The organism is Acidovorax sp. LjRoot129 (assembly GCF_964253765.1).
Lineage (GTDB): Bacteria > Pseudomonadota > Gammaproteobacteria > Burkholderiales > Burkholderiaceae_C > Acidovorax.
Map to the genome: position 1 here is coordinate 408,868 of NZ_CAXUSE020000001.1, position 18,643 is coordinate 427,510.

Annotated in this window: 22 protein-coding genes; 19 read left to right on the forward strand and 3 right to left on the reverse strand. The window is 63.2% G+C overall.

From position 1 onward, the window contains the following. The first annotated feature begins 68 nt into the window (after window positions 1-68). A complete protein-coding gene (locus ACSQ3Q_RS01925; protein ID WP_436132754.1) occupies window positions 69-995 on the forward strand; it encodes an amidohydrolase family protein in 927 nt (308 codons plus the stop codon). 96 nt (window positions 996-1,091) lie between these two features. Here ACSQ3Q_RS01925 and ACSQ3Q_RS01930 read toward each other — a convergent pair whose 3' ends face one another. From ACSQ3Q_RS01930 to hemB, 3 genes are all read right to left on the reverse strand, one after another. Next, window positions 1,092-1,877, reverse strand: a complete 786-nt coding sequence (locus ACSQ3Q_RS01930; RefSeq protein WP_436132755.1) for a DUF72 domain-containing protein — start codon at window positions 1,875-1,877, stop codon at window positions 1,092-1,094. A gap of 66 nt (window positions 1,878-1,943) precedes the next feature. Next, a complete protein-coding gene (locus ACSQ3Q_RS01935) occupies window positions 1,944-3,077 on the reverse strand; it encodes a magnesium transporter CorA family protein (protein ID WP_436132756.1) in 1,134 nt (377 codons plus the stop codon). 60 nt (window positions 3,078-3,137) lie between these two features. Next, window positions 3,138-4,145 carry a porphobilinogen synthase gene (hemB, locus tag ACSQ3Q_RS01940; RefSeq protein WP_436132757.1) on the reverse strand — a complete coding sequence of 336 codons (1,008 nt, stop codon included), beginning with the start codon at window positions 4,143-4,145 and terminating at the stop codon, window positions 3,138-3,140. 523 nt (window positions 4,146-4,668) lie between these two features. Between hemB and ACSQ3Q_RS01945 the strand changes: the two genes are divergently transcribed. The 18 genes from ACSQ3Q_RS01945 to rplP all read left to right on the forward strand — a co-directional run bounded on the left by ACSQ3Q_RS01945 (window position 4,669) and on the right by rplP (window position 18,640). After that, a complete protein-coding gene (locus ACSQ3Q_RS01945) occupies window positions 4,669-5,097 on the forward strand; it encodes a CopD family protein (RefSeq protein ID WP_436132758.1) in 429 nt (142 codons plus the stop codon). Window positions 5,098-5,114: 17 nt separating this feature from the next. Then, a complete protein-coding gene (locus ACSQ3Q_RS01950; RefSeq protein ID WP_436132759.1) occupies window positions 5,115-6,209 on the forward strand; it encodes a VanZ family protein in 1,095 nt (364 codons plus the stop codon). A gap of 44 nt (window positions 6,210-6,253) precedes the next feature. Continuing rightward, the gene (locus tag ACSQ3Q_RS01955; RefSeq protein ID WP_436132760.1) at window positions 6,254-6,613 is read left to right on the forward strand and encodes a (2Fe-2S) ferredoxin domain-containing protein; all 360 of its coding nucleotides are present in this window, start codon (window positions 6,254-6,256) and stop codon (window positions 6,611-6,613) included. Between the two features lie 97 nt (window positions 6,614-6,710). Next, window positions 6,711-7,367 carry an alpha/beta hydrolase gene (locus ACSQ3Q_RS01960; protein WP_436132761.1) on the forward strand — a complete coding sequence of 219 codons (657 nt, stop codon included), beginning with the start codon at window positions 6,711-6,713 and terminating at the stop codon, window positions 7,365-7,367. Between the two features lie 98 nt (window positions 7,368-7,465). Beyond that, window positions 7,466-8,635: a D-alanyl-D-alanine carboxypeptidase family protein gene (locus tag ACSQ3Q_RS01965; RefSeq protein ID WP_436132762.1), complete on the forward strand. Its 1,170-nt coding sequence runs from the start codon at window positions 7,466-7,468 to the stop codon at window positions 8,633-8,635. Window positions 8,636-9,017: 382 nt separating this feature from the next. Next, window positions 9,018-9,395, forward strand: a complete 378-nt coding sequence (rpsL, locus tag ACSQ3Q_RS01970) for a 30S ribosomal protein S12 (RefSeq protein ID WP_007851137.1) — start codon at window positions 9,018-9,020, stop codon at window positions 9,393-9,395. 169 nt (window positions 9,396-9,564) lie between these two features. Then, on the forward strand, window positions 9,565-10,038 hold the full coding sequence (rpsG, locus tag ACSQ3Q_RS01975) for a 30S ribosomal protein S7 (RefSeq protein ID WP_005798541.1): 474 nt from the start codon (window positions 9,565-9,567) through the stop codon (window positions 10,036-10,038). Between the two features lie 153 nt (window positions 10,039-10,191). Continuing rightward, window positions 10,192-12,294, forward strand: a complete 2,103-nt coding sequence (gene fusA / locus ACSQ3Q_RS01980) for an elongation factor G (protein WP_436132763.1) — start codon at window positions 10,192-10,194, stop codon at window positions 12,292-12,294. Between the two features lie 222 nt (window positions 12,295-12,516). Beyond that, complete coding sequence (gene tuf / locus ACSQ3Q_RS01985) at window positions 12,517-13,707, forward strand: elongation factor Tu (RefSeq protein WP_436132764.1); 1,191 nt, start codon at window positions 12,517-12,519, stop codon at window positions 13,705-13,707. 27 nt (window positions 13,708-13,734) lie between these two features. Further along, the gene (rpsJ, locus tag ACSQ3Q_RS01990) at window positions 13,735-14,046 is read left to right on the forward strand and encodes a 30S ribosomal protein S10 (protein WP_005796953.1); all 312 of its coding nucleotides are present in this window, start codon (window positions 13,735-13,737) and stop codon (window positions 14,044-14,046) included. 214 nt (window positions 14,047-14,260) lie between these two features. Beyond that, on the forward strand, window positions 14,261-14,935 hold the full coding sequence (gene rplC / locus ACSQ3Q_RS01995; protein WP_436132765.1) for a 50S ribosomal protein L3: 675 nt from the start codon (window positions 14,261-14,263) through the stop codon (window positions 14,933-14,935). Continuing rightward, window positions 14,935-15,555, forward strand: coding sequence for a 50S ribosomal protein L4 (rplD, locus tag ACSQ3Q_RS02000; RefSeq protein ID WP_010467171.1), 621 nt, complete (start codon window positions 14,935-14,937; stop codon window positions 15,553-15,555). Before rplC ends, rplD begins: the two co-directional genes overlap by 1 nt. Then, a complete protein-coding gene (gene rplW / locus ACSQ3Q_RS02005; RefSeq protein ID WP_010467173.1) occupies window positions 15,552-15,866 on the forward strand; it encodes a 50S ribosomal protein L23 in 315 nt (104 codons plus the stop codon). The genes rplD and rplW overlap by 4 nt, the downstream gene beginning before the upstream one ends. A gap of 2 nt (window positions 15,867-15,868) precedes the next feature. Then, complete coding sequence (gene rplB, locus ACSQ3Q_RS02010; RefSeq protein ID WP_010467175.1) at window positions 15,869-16,693, forward strand: 50S ribosomal protein L2; 825 nt, start codon at window positions 15,869-15,871, stop codon at window positions 16,691-16,693. Between the two features lie 10 nt (window positions 16,694-16,703). After that, window positions 16,704-16,979: a 30S ribosomal protein S19 gene (gene rpsS, locus ACSQ3Q_RS02015; protein ID WP_099739882.1), complete on the forward strand. Its 276-nt coding sequence runs from the start codon at window positions 16,704-16,706 to the stop codon at window positions 16,977-16,979. A 9-nt stretch (window positions 16,980-16,988) separates the two neighbouring features. Continuing rightward, a complete protein-coding gene (rplV, locus tag ACSQ3Q_RS02020; RefSeq protein WP_005796970.1) occupies window positions 16,989-17,321 on the forward strand; it encodes a 50S ribosomal protein L22 in 333 nt (110 codons plus the stop codon). 15 nt (window positions 17,322-17,336) lie between these two features. Next, window positions 17,337-18,221 carry a 30S ribosomal protein S3 gene (gene rpsC / locus ACSQ3Q_RS02025; RefSeq protein ID WP_436132766.1) on the forward strand — a complete coding sequence of 295 codons (885 nt, stop codon included), beginning with the start codon at window positions 17,337-17,339 and terminating at the stop codon, window positions 18,219-18,221. 2 nt (window positions 18,222-18,223) lie between these two features. Next, window positions 18,224-18,640: a 50S ribosomal protein L16 gene (rplP, locus tag ACSQ3Q_RS02030; RefSeq protein ID WP_007847799.1), complete on the forward strand. Its 417-nt coding sequence runs from the start codon at window positions 18,224-18,226 to the stop codon at window positions 18,638-18,640. The last annotated feature ends 3 nt before the right edge of the window (window positions 18,641-18,643 follow it).

Consider the following 18,643-nt stretch of genomic DNA (forward strand, 5'->3'; position numbering starts at 1 on the left):
CGAGGGGGTCGCGACGGACTGCTCAGCGTTTGGAGGTTGCCATGGTGAATTCGACTTGTAACCCGGTTATGAAGCCTTTTTGGCCGCTGGCGCTTACTGGTAAAGCGCTATTAGCTAGCGTTTTGATAGCGTTCGGGGCCCAGGCCCGTGCGGTCGACTACCCTGGCCCGCTGTTCGACGCCCACCTGCACTACAACGAGGAGGCGTGGGACGGCAAAACCGGCCCGCACCCGCCGGCCGATGTGCTGGGCCGCATGCAAAAAAGCGGTGTGCGCGCCATCGTGGCCAATTCGCGGCCCAACACCGGCTCGCTCACGCTGGCGGGGCTGCGCGAGACGCGCGAGGCCGGCGTGACGGTGGTGCCCTTTGTGCGGCTGTACCGCAACCGCGCGGACTATTCCGGCTGGTTTGCCGACGAGAGCATCTACACCATGGTGCAGACCGAACTTGCGCGTGGCACGCCGGCCGGGCCGTACCGGGGCATTGGCGAGTTCCACCTGTACGACAGCGCCAACGCCGATGGCCCGGTGGCCAAAAAGCTCATGGCGCTGGCCGAGGAGCGCGACCTGGTGGTGCTGGCGCATGTGGACGATGCGGCCATCGATCTGCTGATGGCCCACACGCCGTCCAAGGGCCGCAAGCTGCGCCTCATCTGGGCGCACACGGGCATTGGCGGCGCGCCGGTAGAGCGCGTGGACGCGCTGATGGCGCGTTACCCGGGCTTGGTGGGTGAGCTGTCGTACCGGCCGGGCCTGGTCTGCGATGACAACCAGCTGTGTCCCGCGTGGCGCACGCTGCTGCTCAAGTACCCGGCGCGGTTTGTGATCGGATCGGACACCTGGGTGAACCAGCGCTGGCAGCACTACGAGGGCCTGATGCAGGGCTACCGGCAATGGCTGGGCGGCCTGCCGGCGGATGTGGCGCGCAAGGTGGCGTGGGACAACGCGGCGGGCCTGTTCGGGCTGCCAGCGCCGGCGCCCGCGCCTGCTCGCTGACCCCCCGGGCCCTTACACGCGGCCGATCAGTTCGGCCGGGCGCGTTAGGGGCCTGGCTGCCGGCGTGGGCCTGCTGGCGCCACGCCGGCCCCTGCATCAGCCCCGCAACAAAGCTTCGTGCAGATCCAGCGCGTTGCCCGTGGCCGCGCCGCTGGCCGTGTTGTCAAAGATGCACCAGATGCTCTGCGCTTCGTTTTGAGCGGCCTCGATGCGGCGCGCCAAGGCGTCGATCAAAGTTGGTTCGTACGCCGAGTAGTAGATGCGCGGCGATCCGTGCAGCCGGCAGTACACCAACCCGGGCCAGCCGCCGGGTGCGCGGCCAGGTGCGTGCAGCACCGGGTCGGCCAGCACGCGGCCGGCCTGCCAGTGGGCCAGCAGCGCGTCGCCCTCGGGCGTGAACCAGCTCGCGTGGCGCGGCTCGACGGCGATGGGGGTCTTGGCATGCAGGGCTCGCAGGCTGGCAAAAAACGCATCGGCCACCACCGTATCCAGCGCCAGGCTGGGCGGCAGCTGCACCAGCAGGCATCCCAGCCGGTCGCCCAGGCCCGCCACTTCGTCCACAAAGGCCTGCAGCAGCGGCGCGGTGTCCACCAGCCGCGCCGTGTGCGTCACGCTGCGCGGCAGCTTCACCGAAAAACGAAACCCCGGCGGCGTGGCCGCGGCCCAGCGCTCGTATGTGCTGCGCTGGTGCGGCCGGTAAAACGACGAATTGATCTCCACACCCGGCAGGTGCTGCGCATAGCGCATGAGGTGCGAGTCCGCCGGATCGGCCGTGGCAAACCTGTGCTGGCTGGCGCGCGGCAGGCTCCAGCCAGCGGTGCCGATGCGAACAGTGGCATGCGCGTGTGGCGCGGTGGCGCCAGCAGGGGGTGGCGTATTCATCCGGGCGCTCCTGTTTTTTGTGCAGAAGCGATGCTGGCCCCAACGCCGCAGGGCGCAGGTAGGAAATTACCGCCGGGTGCGTGACAGATATTGCTTGCGCCAGAACACGCCGACCAGCGTCAGTGCGATGAACCCCATCGACCCCAGCGCCCACCAGAACCCGTGCGCCTTGTGGATCAGCGGCAAAAACTCAAAGTTCATGCCAAAAATCCCTGCAATCAGGTTGAGCGGCAGGAACACGGCGGTGAGCGCCGTGAGCGTGCGCATGATGTCGTTGGTGCGGTTGCTCTGCACCGAGAAGTGCATCTGGACGGTGGTTTCGGTGCTCTGCTCCAGCCGGCGCACGTGGTGCACCACCCGCTCGATGTGTTCGAGCACGTCGCGGCTGCGCACCTTGAGCAGGTCCAGCTCGCGCATCCCGAGCGGTGTGTCGGGCAGGGCCCAGGTTTCCAGCGCGTCGATCCAGTCCTGCACGGCGGTGCGCTGGTCTTCGCAGATTTCGTCGAGCTTGTGCAGCGCCAGGCGCGCTTCAAGCAGCGAGCTCCAGTTCACATACCGCGCGCGCGGCTTGAGCAGCTCGGTTTGCCAGTGGTCGAGCTGGCGGGTGAGCTCGCGGCGCAGGTCCAGGTAGCGGTCGACCATGAGGTTGACCACGCGCAGCATCAGGTCGGCCGGGCTGGCCGGCACGCGCGCGCCGGGCACGGGGCTGGTGCGGCCTTCTACAGGGCTGGCGGGAAGTGCGGCGAGCAGACGCTCTGCGTAAGCGTCGCGCACGGCGCAGTCGGTGGGATGCACCGTCAGCAGCAGGCGGTCGAACACGGCAAAACCCACCGGGCTGGTGTCGATGCGCCGCAGCACCGGCGGGCCGCCAAGCTTGCGCAGGGGGGTGGCGTCGTCCGCTGCCGCCGGCGCGGCTTCGGGCTCGCCGCCCTGCGCCGTGGCCAGCCGGCGAAACACCAGCAGGTCGTACTGGGAGGTGTAGTCGTAGTGCGAGGGCAGCTGCGCGTTGAGCAAGTCGGACACGTGCAGCTCGACCAGCTGCAGCCCCACCAGCGCCTGCAGGCTGGCCTGGATCTCGGCGAGCCGCGCCTGGAAGGCGGGGCGCGAACAGGCGATCCAGACAAAGCCCTGCGCGGGCATCTGCGCGGGCAGGTCGGACAGCTCCTGCACCCCGCCGCTGTGGATGTGAAAGATGCGCATGGCGCCTCAGTTTGGGATTAAAAATGGCCCTAGCGCTTGTTGTATAAGCACTGATAGCTATTATTTTTGTAGCAAGCGGGCGGCGTCGCGGGCAAAGTAGGTCAGCACGCCGTCGGCGCCCGCGCGCTTGAAGGCGAGCAGGCTTTCCATCATCACCGCGTCGTGGTCCAGCCAGCCGTTGGCGGCCGCAGCCTTGATCATGGCGTACTCGCCGCTCACCTGGTAGGCGAAGGTTGGCACCTTGAACTCGTCTTTCACGCGGCGCACGATGTCCAGGTACGGCATGCCGGGTTTGACCATCACCATGTCCGCGCCTTCAGCGATATCGAGGGCCACTTCGCGAAGCGCCTCGTCGCTGTTGCCGGGGTCCATCTGGTAGACGTTCTTGTCGGCCTTGCCCAAAGCACCGCGCGTGCCCACCGCGTCGCGGAAGGGGCCGTAGAAAGCGCTGGCGTACTTGGCGCTGTAGGCCATGATGCGGGTGTGGATGTGGCCCTGCACCTCCAGCGCATCGCGGATCGCGCCGATGCGCCCGTCCATCATGTCGCTGGGCGCCACGATGTCCACGCCCGCCTCGGCATGGGTGAGCGCCTGGCCGGTGAGGATCTCCACCGTCTCGTCATTGATGATGTAGCCGGTGTCGTCCAGCACGCCGTCCTGGCCGTGGCTGGTGTAGGGGTCGAGGGCCACATCGGTCATCACGCCCAGCGTGGGGAATTCATTCTTCAGCGCCCGCACCACACGCGGAATCAGGCCGTCGGGGTTCAAGGCCTCTTTGCCGTCGGGCGTCTTGAGCGACGGGTCGATGGCCGGGAACAGCGCCATCACCGGGATGCCCAGGCGCACACAGTCTTCGGCCACGGGCAGCAGCAGATCCAGGTTCAGGCGGTCCACCCCGGGCATCGAGGTGACTGCCTCGCGCAGGTTCGTGCCTTCGTGCACGAACACGGGGTAGATCAAGTCGTCGACGGTGACGGCGTTCTCGCGCACCAGGCGGCGGGTGAAGGCATCGCGGCGCAGGCGGCGCGGGCGGTTCTGGGGGAAGGGGGCGGGGCTCGGGAGGTGCATCACTGAATTATGAAGCCCCCCTCTGCGCTGCGCGCCTTCCCCTGGGGCCCTCAGCATGCATCGAGCGGTAAGTGGGCACTGCGGATCGGGATGGCCTGCAAGGCGACAAGCGGAGCAATAGCCGCAGCTATTGCGAGCATTGGCTTGCGGAGCAGGCCGCCCGAGTCCGTAGGTGCCCACGGCGCGACGGTGCGTGCTGAGGCTCCCGTGGGGGACGCACCCCCTGGACCGGCGAAGCCGGATCCACGGGTGCACTGGTATGGGGCGCGCCCTTTGTCACCGCTGGGCCGCTTCACGCGAGTGGGAAAAGCCGCTTGTAACAGGCTTTTCGCGGTGCTAAATTGGCGCCGGGCGGCATGCCGCCCCCCGCTTTCCCTCCCTGAGCGGGGGCCTCGAATTGCAGCGATGCAAAACAGGCTTTCTCGGCCCGGCGGATTTGCCGGGCTTTTTTTTGGCGGCGCCCTGGCGTGCCGCGGCCGATGCGCCTTCTACCGCGCAGGCTCCCAGGCCCTAAACTGCGGCCATGCTCTGGGTCAAAGCCTTTCACATCGTCTTCGTGGCCAGCTGGTTTGCCGGCCTGTTCTACCTGCCGCGCATCTTCGTCAACCTGGCCATGGTCGCGCCGGGTTCGGCCGCAGAGCGCGACCGCCTGCTGCTCATGGCCCGCAAACTGTTGCGCTTCACCACGCTGCTGGCTGTGCCTGCCTTGGCGCTGGGCGCGTGGCTGTGGCTGGGATATGGCATCGGCCGCGGCCCTGGCAATGGCTGGATGCACGCCAAGCTGGCCGTGGTGGTGCTGGTGATTGGTTACCACCACGCCTGCGCCGTGCTGCTGCGCAAGCTGGCCGACGGCACCAGCCAGCGCACCCACGCGTGGTTCCGCTGGTTCAATGAAGTGCCCGTGGCGCTGCTGCTGGCCGCGGTGGTGCTGGTTGTCGTCAAGCCGTTCTGACCTCGGGGCCCCCGCCAGTGCACAAGACCTCCGCCTGGCCCCTGGCGCTGATCTACGCGGTGCTGGTCGTTTTTGCCAGCCTGTTCCCGTTTGACGGCTGGCGCGCCCAGGGCATCGATCCGCTGGTGTTTCTGCTGGCGCGCATCCCGCCGCCGTACTGGTCCGGGTTTGATCTGGCCACCAACGTGGTGGGGTATGCGCCGCTGGGATTTTTGCTGGTGCTGGGCATGCTGCGCTCGGGCGGGCCGCGCGGCGCCGTGTGGCTGGCCACGCTGGCGGGTGGGTTGCTGTCGCTGTGCATGGAGTTCTTGCAGATCTACCTGCCGCGGCGCGTGCCGTCCAACCTGGATTTGCTGCTGAACATCGGCGGCACGCTGGCCGGGGGGCTGATCGCGGCGCTGCTGGAGCGCCTGGGCGCCATCGACCGCTGGAGCGATTTCAAGGGCCGCTGGTTCGTGCAGGACGCCAGCGGCGCCATCGTGCTGCTGGCCCTGTGGCCGCTGGCGCTGCTGTTCCCCGCGGCCGTGCCGTTTGGCCTGGGGCAGGTGCTGGAGCGGCTGGAAGCGGCGCTCACTGAGCTGCTCGCGGACACGCCGTTTCTCGAATGGGTGCCGCTGCGCGAGGTGGCCCTGGACCCGCTCTCGCCCAGTGGCGAGGTGCTGTGCGTCACGCTCGGCCTGCTTACGCCGTGCCTGCTCGGCTATTGCGTGATCCGTTCGCTGGGCCGGCGCGCGCTGTTTGCGCTGGGCGTGGTGGCGGTGGGGATCACACTCACCGCGCTGTCGGCCGCCCTGAGCTGGGGCCCAGTGCATGCCTGGGAATGGATGGGCGTGCCGACGCGCGTGGGCGTGTGGGCCGCGCTGGCGCTGGCGCTGTTGATGCTGGCACTGCCGCGCCGCGCCTGCGCCGCCGTGCTGCTGGTGGCCTTGGCCTGGTACCTCGTGCTGCTCAACCAGGCGCCCACCAGCGCGTACTTTGCGCAGACCCTGCAGATCTGGGAGCAGGGCCGGTTCATCCGGTTTTATGGGCTGGGCCAGTGGCTGGGCTGGCTCTGGCCGTACGTGACGTTGCTGTATGTGCTGTTCCGGGTCTCCCGGCGCGAGGTGCATTGACCTCAGCGCGGGCGCCGCGCGCTGTGGAAACCTAAAATCGCGGAATGAGCGATACCTCCCCCGCACCGGCCGCCGCGCCCGGCTACTACCAGCGCCACATCTTTTTCTGCCTGAACGAACGCACCAACGGCGAGGACAGCTGCGCTCACCACAACGCGCAGGCGGGCTTTGACCGCTGCAAGGCCCAGGTCAAGGCCGCGGGCCTGGCGGGTGCTGGCAAGGTGCGCGTGAACAAGGCCGGCTGCCTGGACCGCTGCGCCGGCGGCCCGGTCGCCGTGGTCTACCCCGAAGGCACCTGGTACACGTATGTCGACGCATCCGACATCGACGAGATCGTGGAGTCGCACCTCAAGAACGGCCAGGTGGTGGAGCGCCTGGTCACACCGCCAGAGGTCGGGCGCTGAGCACCGGGCCTACCCCATTCGCCTGTTTTTTTGAATGTTTTTGGCCGCCAGCGCTTGATGGATAAGCGCTGGTAGCTATCAATTTGGTAGTAAATCAGTGAATGCCCAAACCGAACGCCTGACCCTGTCCGGCCCCGCCGGCGCCATCGAGGCCGTGCGTGACACCGCCGCCGCCATGGCCGACGGCGCCGCGCCCCGCGGCGTGGCCATCATCGCCCACCCACACCCGCTGTTTGGCGGCACCATGGACAACAAGGTCGTGCAGACGCTGGCGCGCGCTTTTGTGCAGTGCGGCTGGACGGCGGTGCGCTTTAACTTTCGCGGTGTGGGCGGCACGGCGGGCGTGCACGACGAAGGCCGGGGTGAGCTAGAGGACCTGCTGGCCGTGGTGGAGCAGGTCGCGCCCGGCGGCGCCAGCGGGCCGCGCATTGCGCTGGCGGGCTTTTCGTTTGGCGCGTTTGTCACCAGCCACGCGCTGGCCCAGCTGTGGCCCGAGGGCCGCGTCGACCGGGCCGTGCTGGTGGGTACTGCCGCCAGCCGCTTCACCGTGGCGCCGGTTCCGGCAGAGGCGCACCTGCAGACGCTGGTCGTGCATGGCGAAGCCGACGACACCGTGCCGCTGTCCGCTGTCATGGACTGGGCGCGCCCGCAGATACTGCCTGTCACAGTGATTCCCGCAGGCGGGCATTTCTTTCACGGACAATTGCCGCTTCTCAAGAACCTGGTGGTGCGCCACCTGCAAGCGGGCGCCTGAAGGCTGCCCGCCGCTGCGCCAGCGGGGCCTTTCCCGCGTGGCGCTTTCCCATTTTTTCGCTCGCCCAGTCGCGAGCCTTCCAGCCCTCCTACCCATCCATGACACGAATCCTGCCCGCGCTGCGATCCCTTGCCGTCTTTGCCGCAGTGGCTCCGGCCGCCTTTGGCGCTTTCGCCCAGGCGCCCCAGCCGCCCGAAATCGCCGCCCGCACCTACATGCTGGTCGACATCACCGCCAACCAGGTGCTGGCCGCCAAGGACATCGACGCACCCGTCGAGCAGGCCTCGCTCACCAAGCTCATGACCGGCTACCTGGTGTTTGACGCGCTGCGCGCCAAGAAAATCACCCTCGACCAGAAGCTGCCCGTGAGCGTGCGCGCCTGGAAGATGCCCGGCTCGCGCATGTTCATCGATCCCAAGATGCAGGTGCCGGTCGAAGATTTGATCAAGGGGATGATCGTCCAGTCGGGCAACGACGCCACCATGGCCCTGGCCGAGGGCGTGGGCGGCACGGCCGAGAACTTCGTCAAGCTCATGAACGACCAGGCCAAGGCCTTGGGCATGAAGGGCACCAGCTACAAGAACCCCGAAGGCCTGACCGAACCCGGCCACACCACGACGGCGCGCGACCTGTCGGTGCTGGCCACGCGCCTGATGAAGGACTTCCCGGAGTACATGCATTACTACTCCACCAAGCAGTACAGCTACCCGGGCACCCCGGCGTCGAACGGCAGCAACCGCAATTCGCTGCTGTTCCGCGACCCGACGGTCGACGGCCTCAAGACCGGCCACACCGCCGCTGCGGGCTACTGCCTGGTGGCCACGTCCAAGCGAGACTTCCCCGGTGTCGGCCAGCGCCGCCTGCTGTCCATCGTGTTGGGCGCCTCCAGCGAGAACGCGCGTGCCAATGAAAGCCAGAAGCTGCTCAACTGGGGCTACACCGCGTTCGAAGCCGTCAAGCTGTTCGACGCCGGCAAGCCCGTGGCCACGCCCGCGGTGTGGAAAGGCACCGAGGACGTCCTCAAGATCGGCCGCGAGGATGCGATCGTGGTGACCGTGCCTTCGGGCAGCGCTGGCAAGGTGACGACTGCCGTCGTACGCCCGGATCCGCTGGTCGCGCCTTTCGCCAAGGGGCAGGCGGTGGGCACGCTCAAGGTCACGCTGGGCGAGCAAACCCTGGCCGAGGTGCCCCTGGTGGCCCTGGAAGAAGTGCCACAAGCAGGCATCCTGGGCCGCGCGTGGGATGCGATCCGCCTGTGGATTAAATGAGGTTCTTCCCCTTGAGGCGCTTCGCGCCTCGGTGCCACGGCCAGAGGCGGCGGCTCTTCGGGCACGTCCAGGCCTGCGCAGGCAGGCGTGGAGCCGCGGCCCTCAGCCCCTGCTCTCGAATGGCTGCGCCGTTCGGGAAGGGGGACGGCAGCCAGTGCGGCGGGGCGGCCCTTGCATGGCTGCCCTGGTGCTGGGTCCTGCGTTTTCGACGGTCGCCGACAATCGTTGATCCAAGCCATTCTTGTGGCGCGGCTGTTCGGGAAAACCGCGCGCAGCTTGCCTCCTTACCCCCTTGCTGCTACATTAGAAGGCTTTTCGGAATTTCCGAAGGGATTCACGTTTTCGCTTTCACGAAGCAAGTTCACGTTTAGGGACGTATTTCATGCCAACCATCAATCAATTAGTCCGTCAGGGGCGCGAGGTCGAAAAGATCAAGTCCAAGAGCCCTGCGATGGAAAACTCTCCCCAGCGCCGCGGCGTGTGCACCCGTGTGTACACCACGACGCCTAAGAAGCCTAACTCCGCTCTGCGGAAGGTCGCCAAGGTTCGCCTGACCAACGGTTTCGAAGTCATTTCCTACATCGGCGGCGAAGGCCACAACCTGCAAGAACACAGCGTCGTGCTGGTTCGCGGCGGTCGTGTCAAGGACTTGCCCGGTGTGCGTTACCACATCGTGCGCGGTTCGCTCGATCTGCAAGGCGTGAAAGACCGCAAGCAATCGCGCTCCAAGTACGGTGCCAAGAAGCCCAAGGCCAAGTAAGCCCTGCGCTTTTGCACAAGATTTTCGGTGCTGTCTCCCGCGTGGCGCGGTAGTTCAGCGTAGTGGCCCCAAACGCAGGTGTTCTGCGCGGGTCGAGTAAGTGGGAGTCCTTCATTGGCTCTCGCGGTGTCTGAAAAGATGCCAACTGAAGCAAAGATAGAGGTGAAAAATGCCACGTCGTCGCGAAGTCCCCAAACGTGAAATCCTGCCGGATCCTAAGTTCGGCAATGTAGAGCTGTCCAAATTCATGAACGTGATCATGGAAGGCGGCAAGAAGGCAGTTGCAGAGCGCATCATTTATGGCGCCCTGGAACTGATCGAAAAGAAGCACCCTGACAAGGACCCTCTGGAAGCTTTCACCGTTGCCATCAACAACGTGAAGCCCATGGTCGAAGTGAAGTCCCGCCGTGTGGGCGGTGCCAACTACCAAGTGCCAGTCGAAGTGCGTCCTGTCCGTCGCCTGGCCCTGTCCATGCGCTGGATCAAGGAAGCTGCCCGCAAGCGCGGCGAAAAGTCGATGGCCCAACGCCTGGCCAACGAGCTGCTCGAAGCGACCGAAGGCCGTGGCGGCGCCATGAAGAAGCGTGACGAAGTTCACCGCATGGCCGAAGCCAACAAGGCGTTCAGCCACTTCCGCTTCTAAGCGAATCGACGAATTGCTTCGTCGTCAAGCGCAAGGCTGCCGGCATTTTTGCCTGCAGCCTTGTGGCGATTGAGGCGGTCACAAAATTGACGGGTTGCAGCGCCAGAATGCTGACCCGCCCCCTGAAAAACACGACCCATCCAAGGATCTACCATGGCTCGCAAGACTCCCATCGAGCGCTACCGCAATATCGGTATCTCGGCCCACATTGACGCTGGCAAGACCACGACGACCGAACGCATCCTGTTCTATACCGGTGTGAACCACAAGATTGGTGAAGTGCATGATGGCGCGGCGACCATGGACTGGATGGAGCAAGAGCAAGAGCGCGGCATCACGATCACTTCGGCTGCTGTGACCTGCTTCTGGAAGGGGATGGACCTGTCCTACCCCGAGCACCGTTTCAACATCATCGACACCCCCGGCCACGTGGACTTCACGATTGAAGTCGAGCGTTCCATGCGCGTGCTTGACGGCGCCTGCATGGTGTACTGCGCCGTGGGCGGCGTACAGCCCCAGTCGGAAACCGTCTGGCGCCAAGCCAACAAGTACAAGGTGCCACGTCTGGCCTTTGTGAACAAGATGGACCGTACCGGTGCCAACTTCTTCAAGGTCTATGACCAGATGAAGCTGCGCCTGAAGGCCAACCCTGTGCCCGTGGTGATCCCGATCGGTGCCGAAGAAAAGTTCACCGGCGTGGTCGATCTGCTGAAGATGAAGGCGATCCTCTGGGACGAAGCGTCGCAGGGCATGAAGTTCGACTACGCCGAAATCCCCGCGGATCTGGTGGAGTTGGCCAAGGAATGGCGCGAGAAGATGGTGGAAGCTGCGGCTGAAGCCTCTGAAGAGCTGATGAACAAGTACTTGGAAGAGGGCACGCTCTCCGAAGAGGAAATCAAGTTCGGCCTGCGCACGCGCACGATCGCCACTGAAATCCACCCCATGTTGTGTGGCACGGCTTTCAAGAACAAGGGTGTTCAGCGCATGCTGGACGCCGTCATCGACTACCTGCCTTCGCCCGTGGATATCCCGGACGTGACGGGTACGGATGAAGACGAGGCACCCGTCACCCGCAAAGCGGATGACGGCGAAAAGTTCTCGGCTTTGGCGTTCAAGCTGATGACCGACCCGTTTGTGGGCCAGTTGACCTTTGTGCGCGTGTACTCGGGCGTGTTGTCCAAGGGCGACACGGTGTACAACTCCGTCAAGGGCAAGAAAGAGCGCATCGGCCGTATCGTGCAAATGATGGCCAATGACCGTGTGGAAGTCGACGAAATCCGTGCAGGCGACATCGCTGCTTGCGTGGGCTTGAAAGACGTGACCACGGGTGAAACGCTGGCCGACGTGGGCTCGCCCATCATCCTGGAGCGCATGGTGTTCCCGGAGCCTGTGATTACCCAGGCTGTGGAACCCAAGACCAAGGCCGACCAGGAAAAGATGGGCATCGCCCTGCAACGTCTGGCTGCTGAAGATCCATCCTTCCGCGTGAAGACCGATGAAGAGTCGGGCCAGACGCTGATCGCCGGTATGGGCGAGCTGCATCTGGAAATCATTGTGGACCGCATGAAGCGCGAATTCGGCGTGGAAGCCAACGTGGGCAAGCCCCAGGTCGCTTACCGCGAAACCATCCGCAAGACGGTGGAAGAAGCCGAAGGCAAGTTCGTGCGCCAGTCCGGCGGTAAGGGCCAGTACGGCCACGTTGTGCTCAAGATCGAACCCAACGAAGTGGGCAAGGGCATCGTGTTCGTCGACGCGATCAAGGGTGGTGTGGTTCCTCGCGAATACATCCCTGCGGTTGAAAAGGGCATCAACGAAGCCGTGACGCAGGGCGTGCTGGCCGGCTACCCCGTGGTCGACGTCAAGGTCACGCTGCACTTCGGTTCGTACCACGATGTGGACTCGAACGAACTCGCGTTCAAGATGGCTGCCATCTTTGGCTTCAAGGAAGGCTGCCGTAAGGCTGGCCCGGTCATCCTGGAACCCATGATGGCTGTGGAAGTCGAAACGCCTGAAGACTACGCCGGCAACGTGATGGGCGATCTGTCCAGCCGTCGCGGCATGGTGCAAGGTATGGAAGACATTCCCGGCGGTGGCAAGGCCATCCGCGCTGAAGTCCCGCTGTCGGAAATGTTCGGCTACTCGACCACGCTGCGTTCTGCAACGCAAGGTCGCGCCACGTACTCGATGGAATTCAAGCACTACAGCGAAGCGCCGCGCAACGTGTCCGAAGCCATCATGGCTGCACGCGCCAAGTAAGCGCGTCGAGTGAAAGGTCTGCCATGGGCAGGCCTTTCCTCTTTGTTTTTGAATCAAATTGGCTGCTGGCGCTTGTCTATCAAGTGCTAGTAGCTATAAAAACAGTAGCAAGATTCTTGCAATCTGCGACCCGGTGCCGTCCTGTTGCCCTGTGCGGGACGAATCAGCAATCGGGTGCAGACGTTAAACCTCAACACAGGCATTGCTCTTTGGAGATTGAAAATGGCAAAAGGTAAGTTCGAACGTACCAAGCCCCACGTCAACGTGGGCACGATCGGCCACGTGGACCATGGCAAGACGACGCTGACGGCGGCGATCGCCACGGTGCTGTCCGCCAAGTTCGGCGGCGAAGCCAAGGCATACGACCAGATCGACGCAGCACCTGAAGAAAAGGCCCGCGGCATCACGATCAACACCGCCCACGTGGAATACGAAACGGCCAACCGCCACTACGCCCACGTGGACTGCCCAGGCCACGCCGACTATGTGAAGAACATGATCACCGGCGCAGCCCAGATGGACGGCGCCATTTTGGTGTGCTCGGCCGCTGACGGCCCCATGCCCCAGACCCGCGAACACATCCTGCTGGCCCGCCAAGTGGGCGTGCCTTACATCATCGTGTTCCTGAACAAGTGCGACATGGTCGACGACGAAGAGCTGCTCGAGCTCGTCGAAATGGAAGTGCGCGAACTCCTGGACAAGTACAGCTTCCCAGGCGACGACACCCCCATCGTGCGCGGTTCCGCCAAGCTCGCCCTGGAAGGCGACAAGGGTGCCCTGGGTGAAGAAGCCATCATGAAGCTGGCTGACGCCCTGGACAACTACATCCCCACGCCAGAGCGCGCTGTGGACGGCGCCTTCCTGATGCCCGTGGAAGACGTGTTCTCCATCTCGGGCCGCGGCACCGTGGTGACCGGCCGTATCGAGCGCGGTATTGTCAAGGTCGGCGAAGAAATCGAAATCGTCGGTATCAAGGACACCGTCAAGACAACCTGCACCGGCGTGGAAATGTTCCGCAAGCTGCTGGACCAAGGCCAAGCTGGCGACAACGTCGGCCTGCTGCTGCGCGGCACCAAGCGTGAAGACGTGGAACGCGGCCAAGTGCTGTGCAAGCCCGGCTCGATCAAGCCACACACCCACTTCACGGCTGAAGTGTATGTGCTGAGCAAGGACGAAGGCGGCCGCCACACCCCGTTCTTCAACAACTACCGCCCACAGTTCTACTTCCGCACGACCGACGTGACTGGCGCCATCGAGCTGCCAGCCGACAAGGAAATGGTCATGCCTGGTGACAACGTGTCGATCACTGTGAAGCTGATCAACCCCATCGCCATGGAAGAAGGCCTGCGCTTCGCTATCCGCGAAGGCGGCCGTACCGTGGGCGCTGGCGTCGTGGCCAAGATCCTCGCGTAATCGTTCTTAGTTGCACAAGGAATCGCCATGTCCAAGCAAAAAATCCGCATCCGCCTGAAGGCGTTTGACTACAAGCTGATCGACCAGTCCGCTGCCGAGATCGTCGACACCGCCAAGCGCACCGGCGCCATCGTCAAGGGCCCCGTGCCCCTGCCCACGCGCATGAAGCGTTTCGACATCCTGCGCTCGCCCCACGTCAACAAGACGTCGCGCGACCAGCTGGAAATCCGCACGCACCAACGTCTGATGGACATCGTGGACCCTACCGACAAGACGGTAGACGCCCTGATGAAGCTCGACCTGCCTGCGGGCGTGGACGTCGAAATCAAGCTGCAGTAATTGCCGCACCGCGGTGGGCTTGCCCGCTGCGGAGTGTCTGAAATAACGCGAACTTGCTTGCAAAAGCAGTTCGCGTTATACTTTAGGGCTTCGCTCAATTTGCGCCTGTGAAAGGGTGTGAATTGAGCGAAGTTTTATTAACCTTCTTTCATGCACGCAAGTGCAACGCCCCAGCCAATTGAAGTTGAGGCGGTGAAAGTTTTGGAGAAAACCAATGAGTCTGAGCAACTCCCTCGGGTTGCTGGGTCGCAAAGTGGGCATGATGCGTCTGTTCACCGATGATGGGGACGCAGTGCCTGTCACGGTGGTAGATGTATCTAACAACCGCGTTACCCAGATCAAAACCCAAGAGAACGATGGCTACGTGGCCCTGCAGGTCACGTTCGGTTCGCGCAAAGCATCGCGTGTGACCAAGCCAGAAGCCGGCCACCTTGCCAAGGCAGGTGTGGAAGCCGGTGAAATCATCCAGGAATTCCGCGTGACTGCCGATACCGCTGCCCAGTACCAAGCTGGCGCATCGGTGGCTGTGACGTCCGTGTTCTCCGTGGGTCAAAAAGTCGACGTGCAAGGCACCTCGATTGGTAAAGGCTACGCCGGCACCATCAAGCGTCACAACATGAAGTCGCAGCGCGCGTCGCACGGTAACAGCCGTTCGCACAACGTGCCCGGCTCCATCGGTATGGCGCAAGATCCAGGTCGCGTGTTCCCCGGCAAGCGCATGACGGGCCACCTTGGTGACGTCACCAAGACCACGCAGAATCTCGATGTGATCCGCATCGACGAAGCACGTCAACTGATCTTGATCAAGGGCGCAATCCCGGGCTCCAAGGGTGGGTTCGTGACCGTGCGTCCCGCAGTCAAGGCCAAACCTACCAAAGGAGCGAACTAATGCAGCTCGAACTCCTGAATGACCAAGGCCAAGGCGCGTCCAAGCTGGACGTTCCTGAAACCGTGTTCGGTCGTGAATACAACGAAGATCTGGTTCACCAGATCGTGGTGGCCTATCAGGCCAACGCACGCCAAGGCACTCGCGCCCAGAAGGACCGCGAGCAAGTCCGTCACTCGACCAAGAAGCCTTTCAAGCAAAAGGGTACGGGTAACGCACGTGCAGGTATGACGTCTTCGCCTCTGTGGCGTGGCGGCGGTCGGATTTTCCCGAACATGCCTGACGAAAACTTCACGCAGAAGATCAACAAGAAGATGTACCGCGCCGGCATGTCTGCGATTTTGTCGCAGCTGGCCCGCGAAGGCCGTCTGGCGGTGGTCGACTCGCTGAAGCTTGACTCGCCCAAGACCAAGGTCCTGGCCGACAAGTTCAAGGCGATGAACCTGCAATCGGTGATGGTGATCGCCGAGGAAGTGGACGAAAACCTGTACCTGGCTTCGCGCAATCTGGTGAACGTGCTCGTCGTTGAGCCCCGTTACGCCGATCCCGTGTCGCTGGTCCGTTTCAAGAAAGTGCTCGTCACCAAGGGCGCAATCGACAAACTCAAGGAGATGTTCGCATGAGCACACTCAAGTTTGACGAAGGTCGTCTGATGCAAGTGCTGGTCGCTCCCATCGTGTCCGAAAAGGCCACCATGGTTGCTGAAAAGTCCAATGCTGTGACGTTCAAGGTGCTGCAGAACGCAACCAAGCCAGAAATCAAAGCCGCTGTGGAATTGATGTTCAAGGTCGAGGTCAAGGGCGTCTCTGTGGTGAACACCAAAGGCAAGACCAAGCGTTTTGGCAAGACCATCGGCCGCCGCGACAACGTTCGCAAGGCTTATGTCACGCTGCAGCCTGGTCAAGAGCTGAACCTCTCTGGGGAGGCCGCGTAATCATGGCTGTCATCAAGATGAAACCCACTTCGCCCGGCCAACGTGCCGTGGTGAAGGTCACGCGTGACCACCTGTACAAGGGTGAAGCGTACGCCCCCCTGCTGGAACCACAATTCCAGAAGGCCGGCCGTAACAACAATGGTCACATCACGACGCGCCACAAGGGCGGTGGTCACAAGCACCACTACCGCGTGGTCGACTTCAAGCGCAACAAGGACGGCATTCCAGCCAAGGTTGAGCGCATTGAGTACGATCCAAACCGTACGGCCCACATCGCTCTGGTGTGCTATGCCGACGGCGAGCGCCGTTACATCATCGCTCCCCGCAACCTGGAAGTGGGCGCAACCCTGCTGTCTGGTTCGGAAGCCCCGATCCGCGCTGGCAACACGCTGCCTATCCGCAATATCCCCGTGGGTTCGACCATCCACTGCATCGAGCTCAAGCCCGGTGCCGGTGCACAGATCGCTCGCTCGGCTGGTGCTTCGGCAACCTTGCTGGCCCGTGAAGGCGTCTATGCCCAGGTGCGTATGCGCTCGGGTGAAGTCCGCAAGATCCACATCGAATGCCGCGCCACCATTGGTGAAGTGGCCAACGAAGAACACAGCCTGCGCCAACTCGGCAAGGCCGGTGTGAAGCGCTGGATGGGTATTCGTCCTACGGTTCGCGGCGTTGCCATGAACCCAGTGGATCACCCTCACGGTGGTGGCGAAGGCCGCACCGGCGAAGGCCGTCATGCAGTCGATCCTTGGGGCAATCTGACCAAGGGTTATCGCACCCGTAACAACAAGCGCACACAGATCATGATCGTGTCGCGTCGCAAGAAGTAAGGGGTAACAGATGACTCGCTCTCTTAAAAAGGGTCCATTTGTTGACCATCACTTGCTGGCCAAGGTCGAAAAGGCCGTTGCCACCAAGGACAAGAAACCAGTCAAGACCTGGTCGCGTCGCTCCATGGTTCTGCCCGATTTCATCGGTCTGACCATTGCCGTGCACAACGGCAAGCAGCACGTACCTGTCTATGTCACCGACCAGATGGTGGGCCACAAGCTGGGCGAATTCGCCCTGACGCGCACCTTCAAAGGTCACCCCGCTGACAAAAAAGCGAAGAAGTAAGGAACGACCATGTCTGAAACACGTGCAGTCCTCCGGGGCGTCCGTCTGTCGGTCGACAAGGGCCGTCTGGTCGCTGACCTGATCCGCGGCAAGAAGGTGGACCAGGCTCTGAACATCCTGACTTTCACGCAGAAAAAAGCTGCGGGAATCGTCAAGAAGGTTCTGGAGTCGGCCATCGCCAACGCCGAACACAACGATGGCGCTGACATCGACGAACTGAAGGTCAAGACCATCTACGTCGAACAAGGCACCACGCTCAAGCGCTTCACCGCGCGCGCCAAAGGCCGCGGCAACCGCATCAGCAAACCCACGTGCCATGTGTACGTGACGGTTGGCAACTAAAGGCTCGGGAAGACTATGGGACAAAAAATCCATCCTACCGGCTTCCGCCTTGCGGTCAGCCGCAACTGGTCCAGCCGTTGGTACGCCAGCAACCGCGATTTCGCGGGCATGCTGGCCGAAGACATCAAGGTGCGCGAGTACCTGAAGGCCAAGTTGAAGAACGCCGCCGTGTCGCGCATCCTGATCGAGCGCCCTGCCAAGAACGCCCGCATCACCATTTACTCGGCACGTCCGGGCGTGGTGATCGGCAAGAAGGGTGAAGACATCGAGAACCTCAAGAAGGAACTCGCTCTTCGCCTGGGCGTGCCGGTCGCAGTGAACATCGAAGAAGTGCGCAAGCCCGAAATCGATGCCAAGCTGATCGCCGACAGCATCACGCAACAGCTGGAAAAGCGGATCATGTTCCGCCGCGCCATGAAGCGCGCCATGCAGAACGCCATGCGTCTGGGTGCCCAAGGCATCAAGATCATGTCGTCCGGCCGTCTGAACGGTATCGAAATCGCTCGCTGCGAGTGGTACCGCGAAGGCCGCGTGCCACTTCACACGCTGCGTGCGGACATCGACTACGGCACCTCTGAAGCCAAGACCACCTACGGTGTGATCGGCGTCAAGGTCTGGGTCTACAAGGGTGACACGCTGGGTCGTAACGACCTCCCAGCTGTGGAAACTCCTCGTCCAGACGAAGAGCGCCGCCCACGCGGTCCACGCCGTGATGGTCGCCCAGGTGGCGATCGTCCAGGCGCAGGCCGTGGAGCCCCACGTCGTCCAGTCGGTGGTAACACCGCTCCGGCCGACGGCAGCGACAAGCCAGCGGAAGCTGGTGGCGCTGATAACACCGCCGTTAAGCGCGTACGCAAAGTCGCCGCGCCCGCTACAGCAGCGGACGGAAAAGGAGAATAAGTATGCTGCAACCTGCTCGCCGCAAGTATCGCAAGGAGCAAAAGGGCCGTAATACCGGTGTCGCAACGCGGGGTGCCTCCGTTGCGTTCGGTGATTTCGGTCTGAAGTGCACCGATCGGGGCCGTCTGACGGCCCGCCAGATCGAAGCTGCACGCCGTGCGATTTCCCGTCACGTCAAGCGTGGCGGCCGTATCTGGATCCGCGTGTTCCCGGACAAGCCAATCTCTACCAAGCCCGCAGAAGTGCGTATGGGTAACGGTAAGGGCAACCCCGAGTACTACGTGGCTGAAATCCAGCCCGGCAAGATCGTTTTCGAGATCGTCGGTGTGCCCGAAGAACTGGCCCGTGAAGCGTTCCGCCTGGCTGCTGCCAAGCTGCCGCTGCGCACCACGTTCGTCAGCCGTCACATTGGCTCGTGATTC